This is a genomic window from Lactobacillus sp. UMNPBX12, from assembly GCF_002553955.1.
GTDB classification, from domain to species: Bacteria; Bacillota; Bacilli; order Lactobacillales; family Lactobacillaceae; genus Lactobacillus; species Lactobacillus crispatus.
On the sequence record NZ_PCYY01000009.1, the window covers coordinates 1 to 18646 of the forward strand.

19 protein-coding genes, 2 pseudogenes and 1 riboswitch are annotated in these 18646 nt (G+C 36.5%); of the genes and pseudogenes, 3 read left to right on the forward strand and 18 right to left on the reverse strand.

Going from position 1 to position 18646, the window contains the following annotated elements; all coding sequences use genetic code 11:
- Positions 1-55: 55 nt before the first annotated feature.
- The 5 genes and pseudogenes from CP363_RS04885 to CP363_RS04905 all read right to left on the reverse strand — a co-directional run.
- Positions 56-850 (reverse strand): annotated as a pseudogene (locus CP363_RS04885) (excinuclease ABC subunit UvrA); the annotation flags it as partial.
- A 410-nt stretch (positions 851-1260) separates the two neighbouring features.
- Entirely contained in the window at positions 1261-1713 is a 453-nt protein-coding gene (locus CP363_RS04890; RefSeq protein ID WP_061204698.1) for a flavodoxin, read from the reverse strand.
- 80 nt (positions 1714-1793) lie between these two features.
- Positions 1794-3563 (reverse strand): DNA helicase RecQ, encoded by a 1770-nt coding sequence (gene recQ / locus CP363_RS04895; protein ID WP_089149943.1) that lies wholly within the window; start codon positions 3561-3563, stop codon positions 1794-1796.
- A 119-nt stretch (positions 3564-3682) separates the two neighbouring features.
- Positions 3683-4942, reverse strand: a complete 1260-nt coding sequence (locus CP363_RS04900) for a methionine gamma-lyase family protein (protein ID WP_057727011.1) — start codon at positions 4940-4942, stop codon at positions 3683-3685.
- Positions 4943-4952: 10 nt separating this feature from the next.
- Positions 4953-7040 carry a putative ornithine decarboxylase gene (locus CP363_RS04905; RefSeq protein WP_089143130.1) on the reverse strand — a complete coding sequence of 696 codons (2088 nt, stop codon included), beginning with the start codon at positions 7038-7040 and terminating at the stop codon, positions 4953-4955.
- Positions 7041-7272: 232 nt separating this feature from the next.
- Here CP363_RS04905 and CP363_RS04910 point away from each other — a divergent pair, with 232 nt between their 5' ends.
- Positions 7273-8745 (forward strand): APC family permease, encoded by a 1473-nt coding sequence (locus CP363_RS04910; RefSeq protein ID WP_005727729.1) that lies wholly within the window; start codon positions 7273-7275, stop codon positions 8743-8745.
- A gap of 47 nt (positions 8746-8792) precedes the next feature.
- Here CP363_RS04910 and CP363_RS04915 read toward each other — a convergent pair whose 3' ends face one another.
- Positions 8793-9299 carry a pyridoxamine 5'-phosphate oxidase family protein gene (locus CP363_RS04915; protein WP_005720258.1) on the reverse strand — a complete coding sequence of 169 codons (507 nt, stop codon included), beginning with the start codon at positions 9297-9299 and terminating at the stop codon, positions 8793-8795.
- 186 nt (positions 9300-9485) lie between these two features.
- Between CP363_RS04915 and pepV the strand changes: the two genes are divergently transcribed.
- A complete protein-coding gene (pepV, locus tag CP363_RS04920; RefSeq protein WP_098035915.1) occupies positions 9486-10892 on the forward strand; it encodes a dipeptidase PepV in 1407 nt (468 codons plus the stop codon).
- Between the two features lie 101 nt (positions 10893-10993).
- Here the strand turns inward: pepV and CP363_RS04925 are convergent.
- The 4 genes and pseudogenes from CP363_RS04925 to CP363_RS04940 all read right to left on the reverse strand — a co-directional run.
- Positions 10994-11522: pseudogene (locus CP363_RS04925) on the reverse strand (amino acid permease); the annotation flags it as partial.
- Positions 11456-11686 carry a hypothetical protein gene (locus CP363_RS04930; protein ID WP_057727014.1) on the reverse strand — a complete coding sequence of 77 codons (231 nt, stop codon included), beginning with the start codon at positions 11684-11686 and terminating at the stop codon, positions 11456-11458. The gene CP363_RS04930 and the pseudogene CP363_RS04925, both read right to left, overlap by 67 nt.
- A gap of 10 nt (positions 11687-11696) precedes the next feature.
- Positions 11697-12074 carry a fluoride efflux transporter CrcB gene (crcB, locus tag CP363_RS04935; RefSeq protein WP_098035916.1) on the reverse strand — a complete coding sequence of 126 codons (378 nt, stop codon included), beginning with the start codon at positions 12072-12074 and terminating at the stop codon, positions 11697-11699.
- A complete protein-coding gene (locus CP363_RS04940) occupies positions 12071-12469 on the reverse strand; it encodes a CrcB family protein (RefSeq protein ID WP_005727168.1) in 399 nt (132 codons plus the stop codon). The genes crcB and CP363_RS04940 overlap by 4 nt, the downstream gene beginning before the upstream one ends.
- A 42-nt stretch (positions 12470-12511) precedes the next feature.
- A riboswitch (Fluoride riboswitch) is annotated at positions 12512-12572 on the reverse strand.
- Positions 12573-12733: 161 nt separating this feature from the next.
- Between CP363_RS04940 and CP363_RS04945 the strand changes: the two genes are divergently transcribed.
- Positions 12734-13549 (forward strand): phage integrase N-terminal SAM-like domain-containing protein, encoded by an 816-nt coding sequence (locus tag CP363_RS04945; RefSeq protein ID WP_098035917.1) that lies wholly within the window; start codon positions 12734-12736, stop codon positions 13547-13549.
- Between the two features lie 96 nt (positions 13550-13645).
- On the opposite strand, the gene CP363_RS04950 is transcribed toward CP363_RS04945, so the two are convergent.
- The 8 genes from CP363_RS04950 to CP363_RS04985 form a co-directional block, all read right to left on the reverse strand.
- A complete protein-coding gene (locus CP363_RS04950; RefSeq protein WP_098035918.1) occupies positions 13646-14338 on the reverse strand; it encodes a hypothetical protein in 693 nt (230 codons plus the stop codon).
- A gap of 412 nt (positions 14339-14750) precedes the next feature.
- Positions 14751-15218 carry a hypothetical protein gene (locus CP363_RS04955; RefSeq protein ID WP_098035919.1) on the reverse strand — a complete coding sequence of 156 codons (468 nt, stop codon included), beginning with the start codon at positions 15216-15218 and terminating at the stop codon, positions 14751-14753.
- Between the two features lie 82 nt (positions 15219-15300).
- Entirely contained in the window at positions 15301-15489 is a 189-nt protein-coding gene (locus tag CP363_RS04960) for a hypothetical protein (protein ID WP_098035920.1), read from the reverse strand.
- Positions 15490-15609: 120 nt separating this feature from the next.
- Entirely contained in the window at positions 15610-16062 is a 453-nt protein-coding gene (locus tag CP363_RS04965) for a hypothetical protein (protein ID WP_098035921.1), read from the reverse strand.
- A 501-nt stretch (positions 16063-16563) separates the two neighbouring features.
- Complete coding sequence (locus tag CP363_RS04970) at positions 16564-17685, reverse strand: GH25 family lysozyme (RefSeq protein ID WP_098035922.1); 1122 nt, start codon at positions 17683-17685, stop codon at positions 16564-16566.
- Between the two features lie 92 nt (positions 17686-17777).
- A complete protein-coding gene (locus CP363_RS04975; RefSeq protein ID WP_098035923.1) occupies positions 17778-18194 on the reverse strand; it encodes a hypothetical protein in 417 nt (138 codons plus the stop codon).
- Positions 18194-18451, reverse strand: coding sequence for a hypothetical protein (locus CP363_RS04980; RefSeq protein ID WP_098035924.1), 258 nt, complete (start codon positions 18449-18451; stop codon positions 18194-18196). Before CP363_RS04980 ends, CP363_RS04975 begins: the two co-directional genes overlap by 1 nt.
- On the reverse strand, positions 18435-18632 hold the full coding sequence (locus CP363_RS04985; RefSeq protein ID WP_046814207.1) for a hypothetical protein: 198 nt from the start codon (positions 18630-18632) through the stop codon (positions 18435-18437). Before CP363_RS04985 ends, CP363_RS04980 begins: the two co-directional genes overlap by 17 nt.
- Positions 18633-18646 lie beyond the last annotated feature (14 nt).

Consider the following 18646-nt stretch of genomic DNA (forward strand, 5'->3'; position numbering starts at 1 on the left):
TCCCGAAAGGCATCCTAAATCTCACAGCCGTTTACACAAGAATTTATACTGAACCATTAAAATCATGAAATACCCTGCCAGTTCCTGATAAAAAGTCCATTTTATATTTCTTTTCAGGACCATTTAAGACAAAATCTTTTTCTTTATCAGTAAGATCTTTATAAGGAATGTCGATCCTAACACCAGCATGTTCTGCAACGTTAGACATAAAGTTCCGTCCTGGCAAGCTCCAAGATGCAACTGCACCATCTTTAATTGACAAATTTTCATCCGTAATCAGTTTAGATTCATCTAGTTGCCGTACCTTACCAGTTCCGCCACACTCAGTACATGCACCATCTGAATTAAAAGCAAATTGTTCGGCACTTGGTGCATAAAATTTTACACCACAGACTGGACAAGTTAATTGTCCCATTTGCTCACCTGACATACTCATTGCCTTTGCAATTGCCAAACTCGGCTTCAAGCGGTGTCCATTAGGACAAACTGGAGAACCCAAACGAGAGAAAATTAAGCGTAAAACATTAAAAGTCTCACTCATGGTTCCTACTGTAGCTCGCTCATTTGGTACACTTGGACGCTGCCGTAAAGCTAATGCGGAGGGAATATGTTTGACGCTAGTTACATCAACTTGATTTCCCTGTTTAATTCGCCTACGCATATAAGTTGACAGAGCATCAAGATAGCGTCTTGAACCTTCTTCATAAAGAATCCCCATTGCTAGTGATGATTTTCCTGAGCCTGACAGTCCTGAAATTGCTACAAATTTATTCAAAGGAATGTCAACGTCAATATTCTTTAAGTTATGTACTCGTCCGCCACGAACTTCAATTTTCGTTGGAATCGTCATTAAATATCCCCTTTCCATATTTAGTCATTATCTCTTTTAATCTATAATCATGAATTACCAACAAGCAAACCAATTTTTGGAAAATTATGACAAAATTACTATTAAAAATATGTGTTATATGATATATTATAAGTAGATAAAGTAAGCGCTTACTTTTAAAAGACATAGAAATGAGGTGTTGTTGTGATATTGATTAAAGAAACCGTTGTTTTTTCTTTTGATAGATATAAAAATACCACATATTTAGAGACACCTATCAAGCTAGGAGTCATGCGTAACGGCGCTTGATTCGTGTCATAAATAAAAAATGAGGGTTACATTTTGTAACTCTTATTTTTGTTCTTAAAATACAAAAGAAAATCAGTACAAAACACGGAGTTTGTACTGATTTTTAATATTCTAAAGGTTAATTATTTAACCCAATCGCGGACTTCACTATCATCACGTGCAACACCAACAACATTCAGACCATTAGCCCATTCTTTAAAGTGACTGACATAAGCCTTATGGTTAGTGCCTGCTGAGGTAAAGAATGATGCAACTTCACCACGGTAGTTTTTCATCTTTTCAAGTAATGGCTTAATTGGAGTTGCAGGATAGCCTGACCAAACAGGGCTACCGACTAAAATCAAATCATAATTATTAAAATCGATATCATCCATTTGAATTTCAGGATAAGGAACCTTACCTTGAATTTGATCTAGAGCAATATCGTTGGTCTTGTACATATCTGAATCAAAAGCGTCAGGAGCAACAGTTACTTCCTTTAATTCGCTGTTTTCAATTTCGCCGTTAATCTTTTCAGCCATGTTCTTGGTATTGCCTTCCCAAGAATAATAGATAATTAATGTTTTTTTAGCCATAAATATAGTCCTTCTTTCATTTACATTTATTGTAATAAAAAAAGACCGGTTTGACCAATATTTTAATATTATTATTTTAGCTATTTTCCTTTTCTTTTGATTATTTCCATCATAGCCTGACCATACTTTTTCATCTTCGCTTGCCCTACACCACTTACCTCTAAAAATTCACTTTCATTTTGTGGTTTAATTTGTGCCATATCGTGCAAAGAGCGATCTGAAAAAATCATAAATGCTGGTACTTTTTGCTGCTTAGCTAATTCCAAACGCTTTTGTCTTAAAGCTTCAAATAAAGTATCACTTTCTTCACCAGCATGAGTAGTAGTTACTGAAATCTTAGCAATTCGCCGTTTGACTACAGTTTTGCCATCTAGTACATCCCACCCATGATTAGTTACATGCACTAGTGGATATTTGCTACCTTCAACTTCTAGATAACCTGAAGCAATTAAATAGTCAATCAAGCTTATAGCATCTTTTTGCTTCATTCTTAGAGAGCCAAAAGACTTATATTGTGTAGCATTCATTTCTTGCATGCGCTGATTTTTTGAGCCAATCAAACATTGAGCAACTATCGTTTTTCCAAAGCGACCATCTAGTTCATAAACCATACTAATCACTTTTTGAGCATCAATGGTAATGTCAGTCAATTCATCCTGATTTAGACAATTTGAGCATTTGCCACATGGCGGACAATCTTGACCAAAATAACGGACGATAAATTGCTGCAAACATTCACCAGTATTAGCATAATCAGTAATTGTTTGCAACTTACGATATTGCAGTTCTCGATATTTATCATCCGCATCTGATTCATCAATAAAGTAGCGATATTGACGCAAGTCACCAGGATGATAGATTAAAATCGCTTCGCTTTCTTCCCCATCACGGCCTGCCCGACCTGCTTCTTGATAGTAACTTTCCATATTACGGGCACTTGAGGCATGAATCACAAATCTGACATTACTTTTATCGATCCCCATTCCAAAAGCATTAGTTGCTACAATTACTTGAAATTCATCAAATTGAAAAGCTTCTTGTACTTGACTTCGTTCTGAAGAATCCATTCCACCATGATAAGCACCAACAGAGATTCCTTTCTTAGCCAAATAATCTGTCAAACTTTCAACTTTTTTACGTGTATTAGTGTAAATAATCCCCGCTTTATCCTGATGTGCCTTAATATATTCTGAAATATATAATGGAGTATTTTGTGGTGAGTTGACCACTTTAAACGATATATTAGGGCGAGCAAAAGAGGTAACAATCATATTCTCCTTGGGAATATTCAATTGTTCACAAATATCATCTTGAACCGCAGGCGTGGCTGTCGCTGTTAAAGCTAATATATTTGGTCTGCTTTTTAGTGAATTGATTCCATCTAATAATTGACGATAAGCAGGTCGAAAATCATGTCCCCATTGTGAAATACAGTGTGCTTCATCGACAGCAACTAGATCAATATCTAAAAAATTTAACTGATATCTAAAATAATCAATCGCTAAACGCTCAGGTGTAATATAAATTAACTTAATTTTGCCTTCATATGCCTGACGTAAAATTGGATTAACCTCTTCTTGCGGTGTAGTAGAATTTAATGCTGCCGCATTAATTCCATTTTGCTTTAAATTATCAATTTGATCTTTCATTAAAGAAATTAATGGTGAAATAACCAAAGTTACACCAGAATTAATCAAAGCTGGTATTTGATAACACATTGATTTTCCGCCACCGGTTGGCATAACCGCTAACACATTTTGCTTTTTTAAAACTAAATCAATTACTTGTTTTTGACCTGGGCGAAAATTTGTATAGCCAAATGTATCTTTTAAAACTTCTTCTGGATTCATAAACTTATCCTAACTAGTTAAATTGCTACTTTTTATTCTAAATTAACAATTTACCCCAAACAAGATAAAAAGATTCACACTTTTAAATAAAGAAAAATGTGAATCTTTTAGAGTTAAATTTACTTATAAAATGTTTCTTCTACTGCATGAGTAATCGCAATCTTATCATGAGCATAGGACAAACCGCCTTGAATATAAAGCATGTATGGTTCACGTAAAGGGCCATCAGAAGAAAGCTCAATTGTTGATCCTTCAACAAAACTTCCCGAAGCCATAACAACTTCATCTTCGTAACCATCCTGATGATATGGAATTGGGTCAACAAATGAATTCATTGGTGAATAGTGTTGAATAGCCGCACAGAATTTTACCATCGGATCAGGCTCACCAAAAGTAACAGTTTGAACAATATCACTACGTGGATCACTCCACTTAGGTGAAACCTGCATCCCCATTTCTTCTAATAAGGCTGCAGTAAAGACCATACCTTTTTGAGCTTCACCAGTAGTATGAGCTGCCATAAAGAATCCTTGGTAGATATCGCGCAAATAACCCCAAGTTGCGCCTTCACCTTTTCCAGCTCCTGGCACTGTCAACCGTGAACCAGCACCATCAATTAAGTCTTGTCGCCCAACTAAGAAAGCTCCCCCTTTTACTAGACCTGCACCAGCATTCTTATAAAGGGAACCAGCCATCATATCAGCACCATAAAAAGTTGGTTCTTCACATTCAGAGAATTCTCCATAACAATTATCAATAAAAATATTAACATCTGGACGAACTTCTTTAATGAACTTAAGCATTGGCTTAATCTTAGCCATAGTAAAAGTCTTACGAGTTGCATAGCCTAATGATCTTTGAATTGCCACTACTTTAATTGAAGGATCCATGATATCTTTTTTAGCTTGATCATAATCAACCTCGCCGTCTTTTAATTCTGTAGTCTTAAACTTGATGCCCCATTCCTTCATGTTGCCTGGTTTATTGCCAGCTAAGCCAATAACTTCTTGAATAGTATCATATGGCGTACCCGTCAAATAATAAAGCGTGTCACCAGGACGAAGCATACTAAATAAACCAACAGTAATTGCATGAGTACCTGAACCAAATTGTGGACGAACTAGAGCATCATCTGTTTTAAAATAGTCAGCATATATATCTTCAATCTTATCACGACCTATATCGTCGTAGCCGTAGCCTGTTGATGGAACTAGATCTTCTTCACCAACATGATGTTTTCTAAATAGGTCCAATACACGTTGTTGATTATACAAAACTTGTTCATCAATTTCTTCTAGACGAGGTTGAATCATTGATTCAACTTTAGTCACTTTATCGCTTAACTCTTTTGGTAAATTCTCTTTCCAAGAAAAACTCATTTTTAACTCCCTATTTATTTTTGATTACTTCTGCTTGTACGCATAAACTACCATTATTATTTTCGCTCAGATATACTCCCTGAATCTCTGGCACAAAACCAGGAAACTTTTCAATAGCATGCGCCAAGACTTCAAAGTACTTTTGGTCTACTACTCCCCATTTTTCACCAGGTGCAACAATGAAAACTCCTGGTGGATACGGCAAAGCTCCTTCGGCAGCAATTCTTCCAACAACATTTTCTAGGTTGACCAGTTCATTTTGATCCTTTTTAAAAAGCTGATCAGCTGTAGCTGGTGTCATTTGATAGTCTTGCATCCCTGATTTAGAAAATAGCTTTTGCTGTAATACAAAAGTATTATTTTCCTGATAGTACTCATGCATCTCTTGACACAACTGTTTCAGGGTATAGCCTTGATAACGCTTTGGATACTCATTATATAAAACCGGCAAAACATCTTTCATTAAGTCATCTTCTAGATAGTGTTTTTCAAAACTTAAAAAAGCTTCAAGTAAAGTATCTAGTTCTGCTTGACTATCTCCCGGTGTAAGTAAAAACAACAATGAATTCAAATCATTTTTAGCTCGAATAATATGATTTTCCATTAAGTATTCTGCCACTACCGCGCCTGGAATACCCGTTTTCTCATACTTTTCATTTTTTACATCAATCCCGGGAGTTTTTACCGTAATCTTCAATGGGTCAATCATTGCTTCGCCTGGAACCATTTTACGGAAACCGTGCCAATCCGTACTTTGTCCCATTTCCCAATATTCTGCATTGGTAGCCAATTCATCAGTCGAAATTTCGGCAAAATTGTCAGGAACTAATGGCTTAAATAGCTTAGACTTTTTGAGTAGTTTTTTCCGCCATTCAATTCCCATTCGCAGAGTTTGATCCCACCACTTTTTATTTCCTGCTCCAGCAGTAACGTAGGAATTAACTGTTAATGAAGCATAAAGTGGGTATGCATAACTGGAAGTAACAAACTTCAGATAAGCATGATTAAAGTGCTTATGATCAACATATCGTTTTTGTCCTTTAATATGAGCATCCTTTTTTAGAATCTGTGACGCTTGAGCCATACCTGCTTGCTGTTTATGTAATGACTGAGTAACCAAAATACCTGGATCATCAGGACCCAAGTTAAGTAGAAGTGGTGATAAATGTCTCATAATTGGCACGAATTCTTCAAAGCCGCCCCAGGCACAGTCAAACAGAACATAATCACAAAGTTTACCGATTCGGTCAATAATCCACTGTGCATCATAAAAGACTCCATCATAGGTTTCTGCTTGTACGATTGCTAACCTAAATGGACGCTTAGCCTTTGCCTTTGCCGGATCTATCTTAGCTACTTCAGCTCTAATTTTATCTTCAGTTAAGAAGGCTGGATCCATTTCTCCAATTAGTCCAAGTGCATTTCGATCAGTTGGAATGTAGACCGGCTTTGCTCCGCTCATTACCAAGGCAGAATTATACAAAGATTTATGATTATTTCGATCAAATAAAACTAGATCGCCTTCAGATAAAAGTGCACTTGCACAAATAGAATTAGCTGAAGTCGTTCCGTTGGTACAGAAGTAAACCTTATCTGCATGATAAGTTTTAGCAGCTTTCTTTTCTGCATTAAGTGGCGTTCCAGCATGCGTCATTGTATCCCCTAATTGAGGAACAGTATCACTTGTATCGGCAAACATTAGATTTTTACCAAAGAACTTATTAAAAACTACTCCGGCAGGATGTTTGTCATAATATTGCCCATTATGGTGACCCGGTGTAGTAAATGAAATTGGTTTTGCTTGAGCAAAATTGATCAAGTCGGTCAAAAAGCCTGGCACCATTTGCTTTTCATATTCTGTAGCTTTCTGAGTGACTTGGTCTTCATCTACCTGATCAGTTACTTTAATCAATGGAATCGGAAAGCCAGATTGTTCTCTTAGAGCTTCTGCTTGTTTTATTCCTAATGCATCATCATTTTTGACAACAATTGCGACAAGTTCAGCACTATTTTGTACATCGCCAATTGGAATTGACGACCAACCTTTCATCTTATTAACATTGACGCCATTTCCAATGGCAATTTTCAAAAAATCCATCCTTTTTCTTTCCATTTTGTCCACGAAACCGTTTTACATATTGCAAAACTTTAAAAAGTCTTTATAATTTTTCTACAGTATAGCGTACTTTTTGCATTCTTTCTTAAAATACGCTACAGCTGAAATTATTATATAAATATTGGAGGTTTTTAACAAGTGCATTTGCCTTGCTCGCCTCCGAGAACAGCTATGTCAACACAACGATAAAATAGCTTAACTTGGAGGATTTTTTATGTCAGAAACAATCGAAACAGTCAATTTCGAACCCGGCAAAAAACACTACATGTCATGGCCGGTTATTGCATTGATCGACTTCGTAACGATTATCAGTTTTGAAAATATTTTTTATCCATTTCAAAATCAAGGCTTATCAGTAGTTGTATCTTGGATTTTCCTACTCTTCGCCTACGTTATTCCTTATGCATTGATGTCTAGTCAAATGGGCCTAACCTTTACTGATCAAGCCGGTGGATTGGCATCTTGGGTACGTCATTCATCTAACGATACACTGGGCTACTGGACTTCATGGATGTATTGGGTTCAAACTGTTCCTTATTTGGTCGATGTTTCTAATTCAGTTATTGTGTCCTTTTCATGGATTATTTTGGGCAACAATACTTTAGACAAGCATATGTCTACTTTTTGGTTTGGGATTTTGACCTTTGTCATTATTCTTGCCTTTATTTTGGTTGAAAATGCAATCAAGAATTCACTTGAACTACTATCTTTAATTGGTGGTGGTGCAATGTTTATTATGTCTATGCTCTTTGTTTTACTTGCTGTTTGGTCAGTTATGCATGGACACCATATTGCTACCCAACCATTTAACTTGGCCGCATTTAAGCCATCATTTAGTTTACGTTACTTTTCTACCACTGGTCTTCTAATCTTCGCCATGTCTGGTGCAGAACTTGCTGCTCCTTATATCGTACAAATGCGCGATCCAAAACACGAATTTCCTAAAGCAATGTGGATGTTGGCTTTGATGACTGGATTCTTGACTATCTTCGGTACTTTGGCTTTAGCAATGTTTTTCAATGCTCATCATATTCCACATGATTTCAAGATGAACGGACCTTACTATGCATTTCAACTACTAGGCGAAAGCCTTGGTTGGGGCAAAGTATTAATGTACATCTTTGCTGTTGTTCAAGCCCTCTTTATGATGGCCCAATTAGCAGTTTTACTTGATGCATCAAGTCGTGTCTTTGCCGGTGACGTTGCCGACAAATTCATGCCAAAATGGTTAACTGGGAAAAAAGACAAAACAGGTCGTCCAGTTCACTCGTACACTTTAACTTGTGGTTTAGCCTTATTCTTGCTTTTACTTACTGGGACTTTGCCAAATATTAATTCAATTTACAATTGGCTTTTAAATATCAATGGTATTATTTCCCCATACAAGACTTGTTGGGTATTCTTCGCTTTCATTATGTTACGGATGCACCAAGAGAAGTTCCACTCAGATTATGTCTTCATTAAAAATAAGACTGGTGCCCTTATAATGGGCTGGTGGTGCTTAATCTTTACCTTTATCTGTGCTACTTTAGGATTTATTCCTCAAGAAGCAGAAGCAACATTCGGTAGTGCAGCCTTTAATCACCAATTAATTATGAATATTATTACAGTTATCGTACTCTTTGGCTTAGGCTTCTTACTACCATACTTAAGAAAACGCGAAGAACGTAAAGAAATGAATATATAAAATAAACATGCTTCGATCAGTTCGAAAATCGAGGCATGTTTATTTTATTATTCTAAGATTTCAACCTGCATCTTACTAGGAACATTAACAAAGTCGAATTGTTTTTGAAAAACATGATCAAACCGTAAATCATAAACAGAACCAATAATTGGTGTTAATGCAAAAGCTCGTAAAGTGTTCATATCTTTAGTTTTATTAGCATAAATATGATGCATTTGTGGTTTGATTTTATAAATTCGTTCTAAATATTGTGGACTTACCTCATCAACATAGCCTTCTAGAGTGAAACCAATGCTAGTGAGAGTTTCTCTTCCGCGCAAAGCGGTAATTGAAACTTTATTGTGTCCCTTAATATGGCGATAAAATGACTTCTGATTAGTCGTTGCAAAAATCAGACGACCATCTTCATTAAAGTCAATATCGATAATATTGGTATGTGGATCACCATTTTGATCAACGGTACCAAAAATTACTGAATGGAAACAATCAACGATTAGATCTAGGAATTCGTCGTTACTTAAATTGCGATCGAGTTCAGGAACATGTTGTCTCATAATAATCTTTCCGTTTCTATATACTTTCTGTAATTTTTATCTATATTATTTCTTATAGTGTACATGACACAATTAACTAAAAACAACTTTAATGCTCATTATTTTCCCATTTTAAATGTATAATTGTTTAATATTAATTTTTCTGGTAAAATTTTAGCTAACAAAAAATAAGAAAAGAGGCAGAATATGAATATAGATTATAAGAAATTGGCCCAAGCCAAAAAGGACGACATTCTTCGTGATCTTGACGAATTAATCGCAATCGACTCATCTGAGGATTTGAATAATACTTCCGAAGAGTATCCTGTTGGTCCAGGTCCAGTTAAGGCAATGAAGAAATTCTTATCGTTTGCAGAGCGTGATGGTTTCCATATCAAAAATGTTGACAATTACGCTGGCCGTGTCGACTATGGTACTGGTGAAAAACGTTTAGGCATTATTGGCCACATGGACGTGGTTCCAGCTGGTGACGGCTGGGTAACTGATCCTTTTAAAATGTTAATTAAGGATGGTAAAATCATTGGTCGAGGTTCTGCCGATGATAAAGGTCCTGCCCTAGCTGCATATTATGGCATGCTTTTACTTAAAGAAGCTGGATTTGAACCTAAGAAAAAGATTGATTTTATTGTGGGAACCAATGAGGAAACTAATTGGGTTGGCATTGATTACTACCTAAAACATGAGCCAACCCCTGATCAAGTATTCTCACCTGATGCCGAATTTCCAATTATCAACGGTGAACAGGGGATCTATACCCTGACCATGACCTTTAAAGATGACAATAAAAAGGGATCAGTAATCCTTAAGTCATTCAAGGCCGGCATTGCCGAAAACGTAACTCCTCAAAAGGCCTATGCAACTATTGTTGGTAGTGATTTAGCCACAATGAAGGAAAAATATACTAAGTTTTTATCAGATAATAAACTTGAAGGCGAATTCACTATTGAGGGCGATGAAGCTAAGATTGAATTAACTGGTCAAGGTGCCCATGCATCTGCACCTCAAGTTGGTAGAAATGCGGCTACATTTTTGGCAGTATTTCTAGATCAATTTGATTTTGCTGGTCGCGATAAAAGCTGGCTTCATTTCTTAGCCAATGTTGAACATGAAGACTTTAACGGCAAAAAATTAGGCGTTGCTCATCATGATGACTTGATGGGTGATCTCTCAAGTGCTCCATCAATGTTTGACTACGAGGAAAATGGAAATGCTGTTTTGAAAGATAATATTCGCTATCCTCAAGGTACTGATCCAGATAAGATGGTTAAGCAAGTTGAAGAAAAATTTGGTGATATCTTAACTCCAAGTTTTGCTTCATTTGAAGAACCTCATTATGTACCTGGAGACGATCCATTAGTTCAAACCTTGCTCAAAGTTTATGAACGCCAGACTGGTAATAAAGGTCATGAAGTCGTGATCGGCGGTGGGACTTATGGGCGTTTATTTAAGCATGGAGTTGCATATGGCGCTCAACCTGAAGATGCTCCAATGGTTATGCACCAAGCAAATGAATATATGAAGGTAGATGACCTAATTAATTCAATTGCGATTTATGCCGAAGCTATCTATGAATTGACTAAGGACGCCGAATAAAAATTTTTACATGTATCAAAAAAGCTTATATACTGATCTTGTTTTAATGCAGTATATAAGCTATAGAAAGTTGCTAGTGTCATATATCACTAGTGACTTTTTTATTTTTCCAATAAAACTTCTTCATTATTTTTCTTAGATTTTAGCCAAAAATGATGTCCCAAGTAACAAATAGCTACAAAAGGAATTGTATAGTACAATGCTACTCTTTGGGTTGGATCGAACCAGATTAACACACAAGAAAGCAGGCTTGATATAAATGCAAAATATGGAATTACAGGATACCATGGGGTCTTGTACTTCAATTCACTGAGTTGATGACCTGAGTTTAAAAATGCCCTTCTAAACTTCAATTCTGACCATGCAATCGCCGTCCAAACGAATACAACAGCTAATCCAGAAACTTCGTTGCCCAACGACCAAAGCATTCTAGTTGAAGCATACAAACCTGAATTGGCCGCAGAAATAATTGCAGTCAAAACTACGAAGTTAATAATATTTGCAGCAAATGGCACATGAATTAGATCAAGCACATACACATCCTGAAAAAGCAAAGTTTACTGTTAGCATTGTTGTAAATACTCCACCCCAGCCGTTGGGGAACCAGCCATTTTTATAAAAATTAACCAATCCCAATGTGCTTGATAAACTTTGCTCAACTGATCAATCAAAGCTGTTGCGGTCCATAATTTATTATTAGTATCTACGCCTTGTTTTTCCAATTCATACGACATTGCACCATCTAGGACTAATCCCTTATTTTTAATCTGTTCAAGCAAACCCATTTTTTTCATGCTGTTAATATTATTTCAGTAAATTTCCTAAATAATAGCCGCAATAAACTAGAACCAAGCCACCCAGATATGATGACACCGCGTAGAATACAAGACCACGATAATTTTTACTCTTATAAAGCTCAACTAATTCTGTATTCATAGTGGAAAAGGTTGTATAGCCACCCATTACTCCAGTTCCTAGTAATGCATAAATAAAAGTGTTAGCATCAATTCCAAAAATCAAGCCTAAAATTAATGCTCCAGTTAAGTTAATAAGCAAAGTCGGTGTAGGTAAATTAGAAAATTTATTACCAATCCATTCCCAATGCTTTTTACCATAATTAGTAATAGCATAACGAAGCATGGCTCCAATTGATGCACCAATTCCTGCAAGCAAAAAATTCATCGTGTATTCCTTTCCTTTCTTACTAATTGACCAACTTTTTTACCAATTTTCATTCCTAACATAGCAAAAACAAAGCCAAAAATAATTGAGCTAAAGTAATAAATTACTGCTTCGATTGGCAAATTAGCCTGCATATTTTTTAAAACATCAAGATTAAAAGTTGAAAAAGTAGTAAATGCACCTACAAAGCCAGTACCCAATCCAACTACAAGCCACTGCCTAATCTCTTTAGTTTCAATAAAAAAGTAGGTAAAAAACGCTAATAAAAAGCAACCTATGACATTACCCCAAAAAGTACCATAATAGCTGAAGTTTGCATTTAAACCAGCACGTGCCATACCACCAAAAAAGGCGAAAATAGCGATACTAATGTAATTAATAAATTTTGAATTCAAACAGATTCCTCCCACAAAAAAACGTCTACTCTACCCCTATCGGATAAAGTAGACGTCATTAGATTTTACTCGGTTAATGGCGAACATCATCGCCTATTCAGTTAACAGTTATCATCATACGACTTTTCTGTTTGGTTGGCAAGTTGTATTGTGTGCGTGTCGCAAAGCGACACGCAGTTTAATTATTTAATAAAAAATTTAGTAACAACGTGCTTGAAATAATGTATAATTATTTTTAACGAATGTTTGAAAGGAGCCTCAATCTTGACTTTTCCATATGAAGATAAATTTCGCATTTACTGTAAACAACAAAAGAAACTAGCCGATTCAACTATTTCTCTAGCCTGTTCTTCAATTTCAACTTTTTGGGATTATTATTCTGGTAGTTTAGATGCTACTGAAGCAAATGTAGAAAATGTTACAACTGGAGATATACGTAACTTTTTAGATTCACTTGAAAATAAACTCCATATGAAAAGCAATACAGTAAATAAATATCTTAGTCACATAAAGATGTATTTTGTTTTTTTGAATGAATATGGCTACATCATTACTTATCCATTGCTCACTTTACGTGGTAATCGCTTCAATCGTAAGCAACACTATGTTATTGGCTGGGAAAATTATTTATCAGAATTAATTCAAATAAAAAATATTCATCCTGAAACTATCAAGATGATGGCTGCTATTGCTTGTGGTTTTAAGCCAAAAGAAATTATGATTTTGCATGTAAATGAATTGTTGGCAAAAGTTAAAGAAAATGATGTCAGAGAATATATCCAAAATCACACTAATTTTGCCAATAACTATAATCCCTATCTGTTTGCTCGCCGCGATGGCAAACATTACGCTTCTGATTTTAATATTAACCAAAAAATTGCCCCTGACCGTTCAATAGTCGGCATGCCATTAACTACACATAAGCTTCGGATGTCTTATGTCTACTCTGTTTTGTCTAATTCAAAATTAACAGAAGCGGATTATATTGAAAAATTACATCTTTCAATGAAAACTTTAAATTACTACCGTAAAAATATGACACTCTATGTAGAAACCAGTAAATTTGAATTAAAAAAATAAACAAGCAAAAACGACTACCCATTTCGAGTAGTCGTCTTTGTTTGTTGAAGGTGAAATTTCAACAAATCTATCTTAGTCAGAACTTGGAGTTATCTATTAGTACCAGCCATTTGCTTGCCAGAAACTTTTAGCAGCGCTCCAAGAGCCATATCTAGATTTGACATAATTATCCGCTACACGTTCTTGGTTAGCAGCTGAATAATCACCATTCAAATAAGATGAAGAAAGTTGATACTTACCTACATATTGGCCATTTCTAGCACTGTATGAGCCACCAGATTCTTTGCTTGCAATCCATGCCTTTGCACTAGCTTCGGAACCTGTTGCGGTTGATGAATATGAACTAGTTGTTGTCGTCTTAGGTGTGTAGTTCACATTTGAATAAGTGTATGAACTTTGACTTTGGCTAACTTGTGTAGTTTGTTGAGCTGGCGTTTGTGTTTGAGTGTAGATATTTTCTTGTCTAGCTTGAGTATTTTGGCTAGTAGTATAATTAGTTGCCAATACCCATTGATTTAAGCCAAGATCATACCACTTCTGTCCCTTTGAATCATAAGCAGTTTTTATAATCTTCCAGTTAGTACCTGCTGCTAAAGTTTGACCAGTTGCAACTGGATTTTCATAGTTATTGTAAACGGTAGTAGCTTGTGTAGTTGTATACACTACTGCATCATTTTGCACAACGGCAGCTTGTGCTTCATTATTATCTAGTTGATTGATTGCACCAATACCTGCAAGTGATAAAGCAGCAACAGCAATAGTCTTAGTTAAAATAGATTTAGTTTTCAAAAAACATCTCTCCTTAAATTAAAACGTCAATTACTATTCGTCATTTTTGTTTTATTATTCTCTTGCAATTGACATTTTATATAATACCTGCTTCGAGTTGCAGTTCCATCACAGCCAGATCACACAATGATTAAAGAAAAATGTTTTTTCGTAACAGTTGGAAATATTTTTAATAAATCTAGATTTCTCTGCAATATTTGTAAAAATCATGCAATATTGAAATTTTAAATTAATAAGCGAAAATGGTTTTCACTGCTATAAAAATCACCAAAATTAACTCAATGGGTTTCAATTGCATGTAAATATTTTCCGTACTTTTTCCGTAAAAGTCAAAGCCGCCCACAGCCAAACTGTGAGCGGCTTTAATTATGTCAACATGACATTCACTATAAGCTGAATTCATTATAGCACATTATTTCTTAAAAATTACAATTTCATCGTCTTTGGTATTTTCCAAAGCCTTGTTTACCTTGTCTAAGGCAATTTGCTTAGTAAAGGTCTTACGCTGTCTACGTGGCAATAGCTCTAATTGAACAGTTGAAGCAAGAGCTATCTCCAATTCTGTTGCTATTCTACGAGCATCCCATTCGCCTCCGTAAAAATAGGATCCCTCGCGAAGTGTTGCATCTAATTCAAATGGGCCAAATGCGCGATCTTCGTTTAAATCATCCATTTCAAGGAGATACTCTTCTACAGCCTTTCCGGCTTCTTCTTCATCGTTAATATAATTGTGGTCATAGCTGAATTGATGTGCATAAATCCCACTGACAGCATTTGGATTATTACTATCTATTGTATTAATGTCTAACTTTGATCCATCCATTTCTTCAAGAATAGCTTTGAAGTTTTCTAATATTTCTTTTTTAGTAAAATATTTCATTTTAAATACCTCGAATTTCTATTACTTAATTTCCTTACACTTATATACTACCACATATATATGAGATGTCCAGTGTTTTTTGCTACTTTTTTAGATTTTTTTCTTTTTCTTCAATTAGAATCTTCAATTCTTTTAAGTCATTTGCCGTTGCGTATTCCTTGATAAACCCTTTGGCATGACTCTTCCAAACAGTTTTTTGCCTTGCTTTTCTGCCTTTATCGCTTTTAGCATATCTTCTTTGCGCGGCTTTTTCGGCTTCTGTTCTTGCCATCGTTTCTCCTCTTATACTATAATACTTAGATACAGGTGTGTTACCTCACACCTCTATTATTTATTTCTTTACACTAAGCCACCTTCTAGGTGGCTTTTTCTATACTCTCTCAAAGTGATATTATGCAATTGCCTTATCTAAGCTCTTTTTAGCAGCTTTTTGAAGCATTTCGGCTTCATCATCGTTTGAACCGTAAAATCTTACTTGAATTTTTGCATTGTCGACATCTACCCAGCACTTCATGCTCTTGATGCGGTAAGCTTCACCGTTTGAAACTCTTTTGCCGTTCCAGTCTGCTGAGTCGATGTTGCCTGACTTGTGGTAAGTCAATTCAAGAACGCCGTTTTTGTCTGGGTTAAAGTAAAGACGGTCAAAATTGCCTTTAGTCCAGCGTGACCAGCCATCATTTTCAAGCTTAGTAATTTGTTCTTCGCTAAGTTTCATAGTTCTAACTACTTTCCATTGATCAGCTAATGCAATCTTGAAAGCAACCATGTAATCGCCAACTTTGCTAACAATTTCATGTGCTTCTTTATGTGCGTTTTTGAAAAGTTCTGAATAGTTAATTTTCATTTTAAATACCTCGAATTTCTATTACTTAATTTCTTTACACTTATATACTACCACCTATATGCAAAATGTAAAGCTAAATCCCAAAATATTTTTAAAAAAGCAAAAAAAGAAGCGGCACAGATTGCTCTGCGCCGCTTCGCTCCATAATATGGAGATTAATCCGATAAATAAATATTCAACTGGATCACTCCCAGACAGCTGGGGAATAAATTAGTAACCTTCGATTATCGTAACAATTCTTTAAATTAATCCCATAAATAAATATTTAACTGGATCACCCTCACATGCGTGAGGAATAAGTAATAGTCAATCCAAATAAAAGATTATTTAATCGGATCACCTTCACGTAAGTGAAGAATACTTTACTTGAACTAAGTATATACCATTAAACACAAAAAAGCCACCCCAGGGATATAGTTCCCAAAGGTGGCTTATTGTACGATATTTGGAGTTTTTCAACTCCTTGTCTACATATATAAATTTTAATTTTTGCTTTTGCTACTATAGCACGATATAAGCGCGGTTGCCCGTCACATATACCTGCTTGCCCTTGTGTAACTCTTTAATCTTCAAGAACCGCCCGACTCTGCCCTGAACCTCAACTTTGGAGTTCAATTCCAAGCCGTACACTTTGCCTGCGTCAGCTTTTGGCGCATCAAGAGCATGGGTATGAGGTAGAACAATTTTTGCGACAGCGTGCTTTGAGTCGTTATATGCGATAGGATTAGCTTTCACATAGACGGCACGACCATCAAAGTATTGGTTCTTGCCAACTTTCACAGCGCCGTTTTCAAGTCCGAAGACTTGCCACATTGATCCGCACGGTTTTAGCTTGTTGCTTTCTCTCTTGTCAAGTTTGGAACTGGTGTAGACATATGCACCCTTTGAATTAGATACTACTGCAACAGCACCGACATTCCACTTCACAGCGGGATGCTGAGAGAGCGATTCTACGGTCGTTTTAGTTGATTTTGATTGAGAACTACCCGAACCAATCTTTAAATCAATCAGGGTAATATTGCCATCAACGTTATAACCTTTGTAATTATCGGTAAATTGCCAGATTGCGACACCGTCCATCGATGGGAAGTAATTAAAGTCAGGTGAATCTTGACGACCCATGACTTTATATGAAGCTACCCATAAACAAGTCCCGAATGATTTTACGATTCGAGCCGTGTTAAGGCGATTACGCAAAACATAAGCGCCAGCATAGACAAGTGGCTTATATCCTGCTTCCTTGATTACTTGCATAGCGGCAATGACAGCATCCGTATTTGAACCGACAGAGCCGTTGACATCGTTGCCGCTGCCCTGCTCCCAGTCGTCAGCGATGTAGCTACCAGCTGGGACGCCATAAGCCTTAGCCTTTTCTACGGCATACTTAGCTTCTGCCCGTGCCAGTGACACAGAGCCAGAGTGTGTAGCATAAAAGTAGCCACCGGTTAAAAGCCCATGAGCAAGTGAACTCTTGATTTGAGCTTTTGCCTTTGGGTTGATATAGCCAGTGCCCTGTGTAAGCTTAATCAATGCAAATTTAATGCCAGCATAGCTTACGTTTTCTGATTGGTAGCTTGCGACATCAGCACCCAAACTTCTTTTTGATACGGTTAAGTTTGACATCTTTTTCACCGCCTTTCATTTGGTTTCTTTTGGCTATCGTTTGGTTTTCAAACGATTCTCCAAACGATTCAAAAACAAATTCGTTGTAAGTCTTAGTCTTTGGCATCGGAATCATCACCGCTTACAAAACCACTTACAAAGCCGACGGGTTGCGCATCTTTGTCTTGGTCTTGTGTAGCCTCTTCCTTAGCTTTGTCTGCTGTCATTTGGTCATAAGCGTGTTGGACAGCGCCCTTGGCAACTGTCTCGGTCACTGGCTTGTTTTCTTGCTTGGCTTGATCAAGTAAGGCTTGTACAGCCTTGACCTTCTTTTCGGCACCAGAAATATCCAGCGTTGCGGCTTCGCTTACGACAAACTTAGCAATCTCATCAATAGTCATTACTTGCTTTGGAAGTGGTTTAGCCGACTTTTTGGCAAAGTATTCGATACTAGTAGAGATACCGACACAGATAGCGACGATAGCCAAAACAACGATTTGTATGTAAGCAGTTAATTCAGTGAGATTCATTATTGGGTCACCTTCTTAGTAGTAAGTACGCCGCTAGTGATGTCGCCCGTCTTAGCAGGGGTGTAGTCTACTGGCTTATCCTCTACCGCTGGCTTGGTTGCGTCTGGGTCCTTGACCATGGTTTCGTCTTTGATACCTGCCAAGTAGCGCACCCACTTGGTAACTTCGCCCTTAACATCTTGTGGCACATCGTCCACGGTTAAAACGCCGTCTTGCACCAATGCAACGTAATCTAAAATTCTAGTGTTTGGTTTCATTGTCTTTCTCCTCTCTTAATTCATTGAGTTCCCGCAGTAATTTTTTATTTTCTGCGTTCAGTCTTTTGTTCTGCTCCATGATGTAATCTCTGTCGGATTTCTTACTATTCAGCCTAAAAGTAAAGTAAGCAGATAAGATACCGAAAACTAAATACAAAAGGTCGTTCAAATCTATTTTCACTGCACGACCCCCTG

Coding starts and splice junctions, on each gene's coding strand:
- crcB (WP_098035916.1), bottom strand. CDS start 12,074: ATGAATTTTTTGCTTGCAGGAATTGGTGCATCAATTGGAGCCATGCTT.
- CP363_RS04970 (WP_098035922.1), bottom strand. CDS start 17,685: ATGTCAAACTTAACCGTATCAAAAAGAAGTTTGGGTGCTGATGTCGCA.
- CP363_RS04960 (WP_098035920.1), bottom strand. CDS start 15,489: ATGGCAAGAACAGAAGCCGAAAAAGCCGCGCAAAGAAGATATGCTAAA.
- recQ (WP_089149943.1), bottom strand. CDS start 3,563: ATGAATCCAGAAGAAGTTTTAAAAGATACATTTGGCTATACAAATTTT.
- CP363_RS04930 (WP_057727014.1), bottom strand. CDS start 11,686: ATGAAAAAAATGGGTTTGCTTGAACAGATTAAAAATAAGGGATTAGTC.
- CP363_RS04980 (WP_098035924.1), bottom strand. CDS start 18,451: ATGAAACCAAACACTAGAATTTTAGATTACGTTGCATTGGTGCAAGAC.
- CP363_RS04905 (WP_089143130.1), bottom strand. CDS start 7,040: ATGGATTTTTTGAAAATTGCCATTGGAAATGGCGTCAATGTTAATAAG.
- CP363_RS04975 (WP_098035923.1), bottom strand. CDS start 18,194: ATGAATCTCACTGAATTAACTGCTTACATACAAATCGTTGTTTTGGCT.
- pepV (WP_098035915.1), top strand. CDS start 9,486: ATGAATATAGATTATAAGAAATTGGCCCAAGCCAAAAAGGACGACATT.
- CP363_RS04955 (WP_098035919.1), bottom strand. CDS start 15,218: ATGAAATATTTTACTAAAAAAGAAATATTAGAAAACTTCAAAGCTATT.
- CP363_RS04890 (WP_061204698.1), bottom strand. CDS start 1,713: ATGGCTAAAAAAACATTAATTATCTATTATTCTTGGGAAGGCAATACC.
- CP363_RS04900 (WP_057727011.1), bottom strand. CDS start 4,942: ATGAGTTTTTCTTGGAAAGAGAATTTACCAAAAGAGTTAAGCGATAAA.
- CP363_RS04910 (WP_005727729.1), top strand. CDS start 7,273: ATGTCAGAAACAATCGAAACAGTCAATTTCGAACCCGGCAAAAAACAC.
- CP363_RS04965 (WP_098035921.1), bottom strand. CDS start 16,062: ATGAAAATTAACTATTCAGAACTTTTCAAAAACGCACATAAAGAAGCA.
- CP363_RS04915 (WP_005720258.1), bottom strand. CDS start 9,299: ATGAGACAACATGTTCCTGAACTCGATCGCAATTTAAGTAACGACGAA.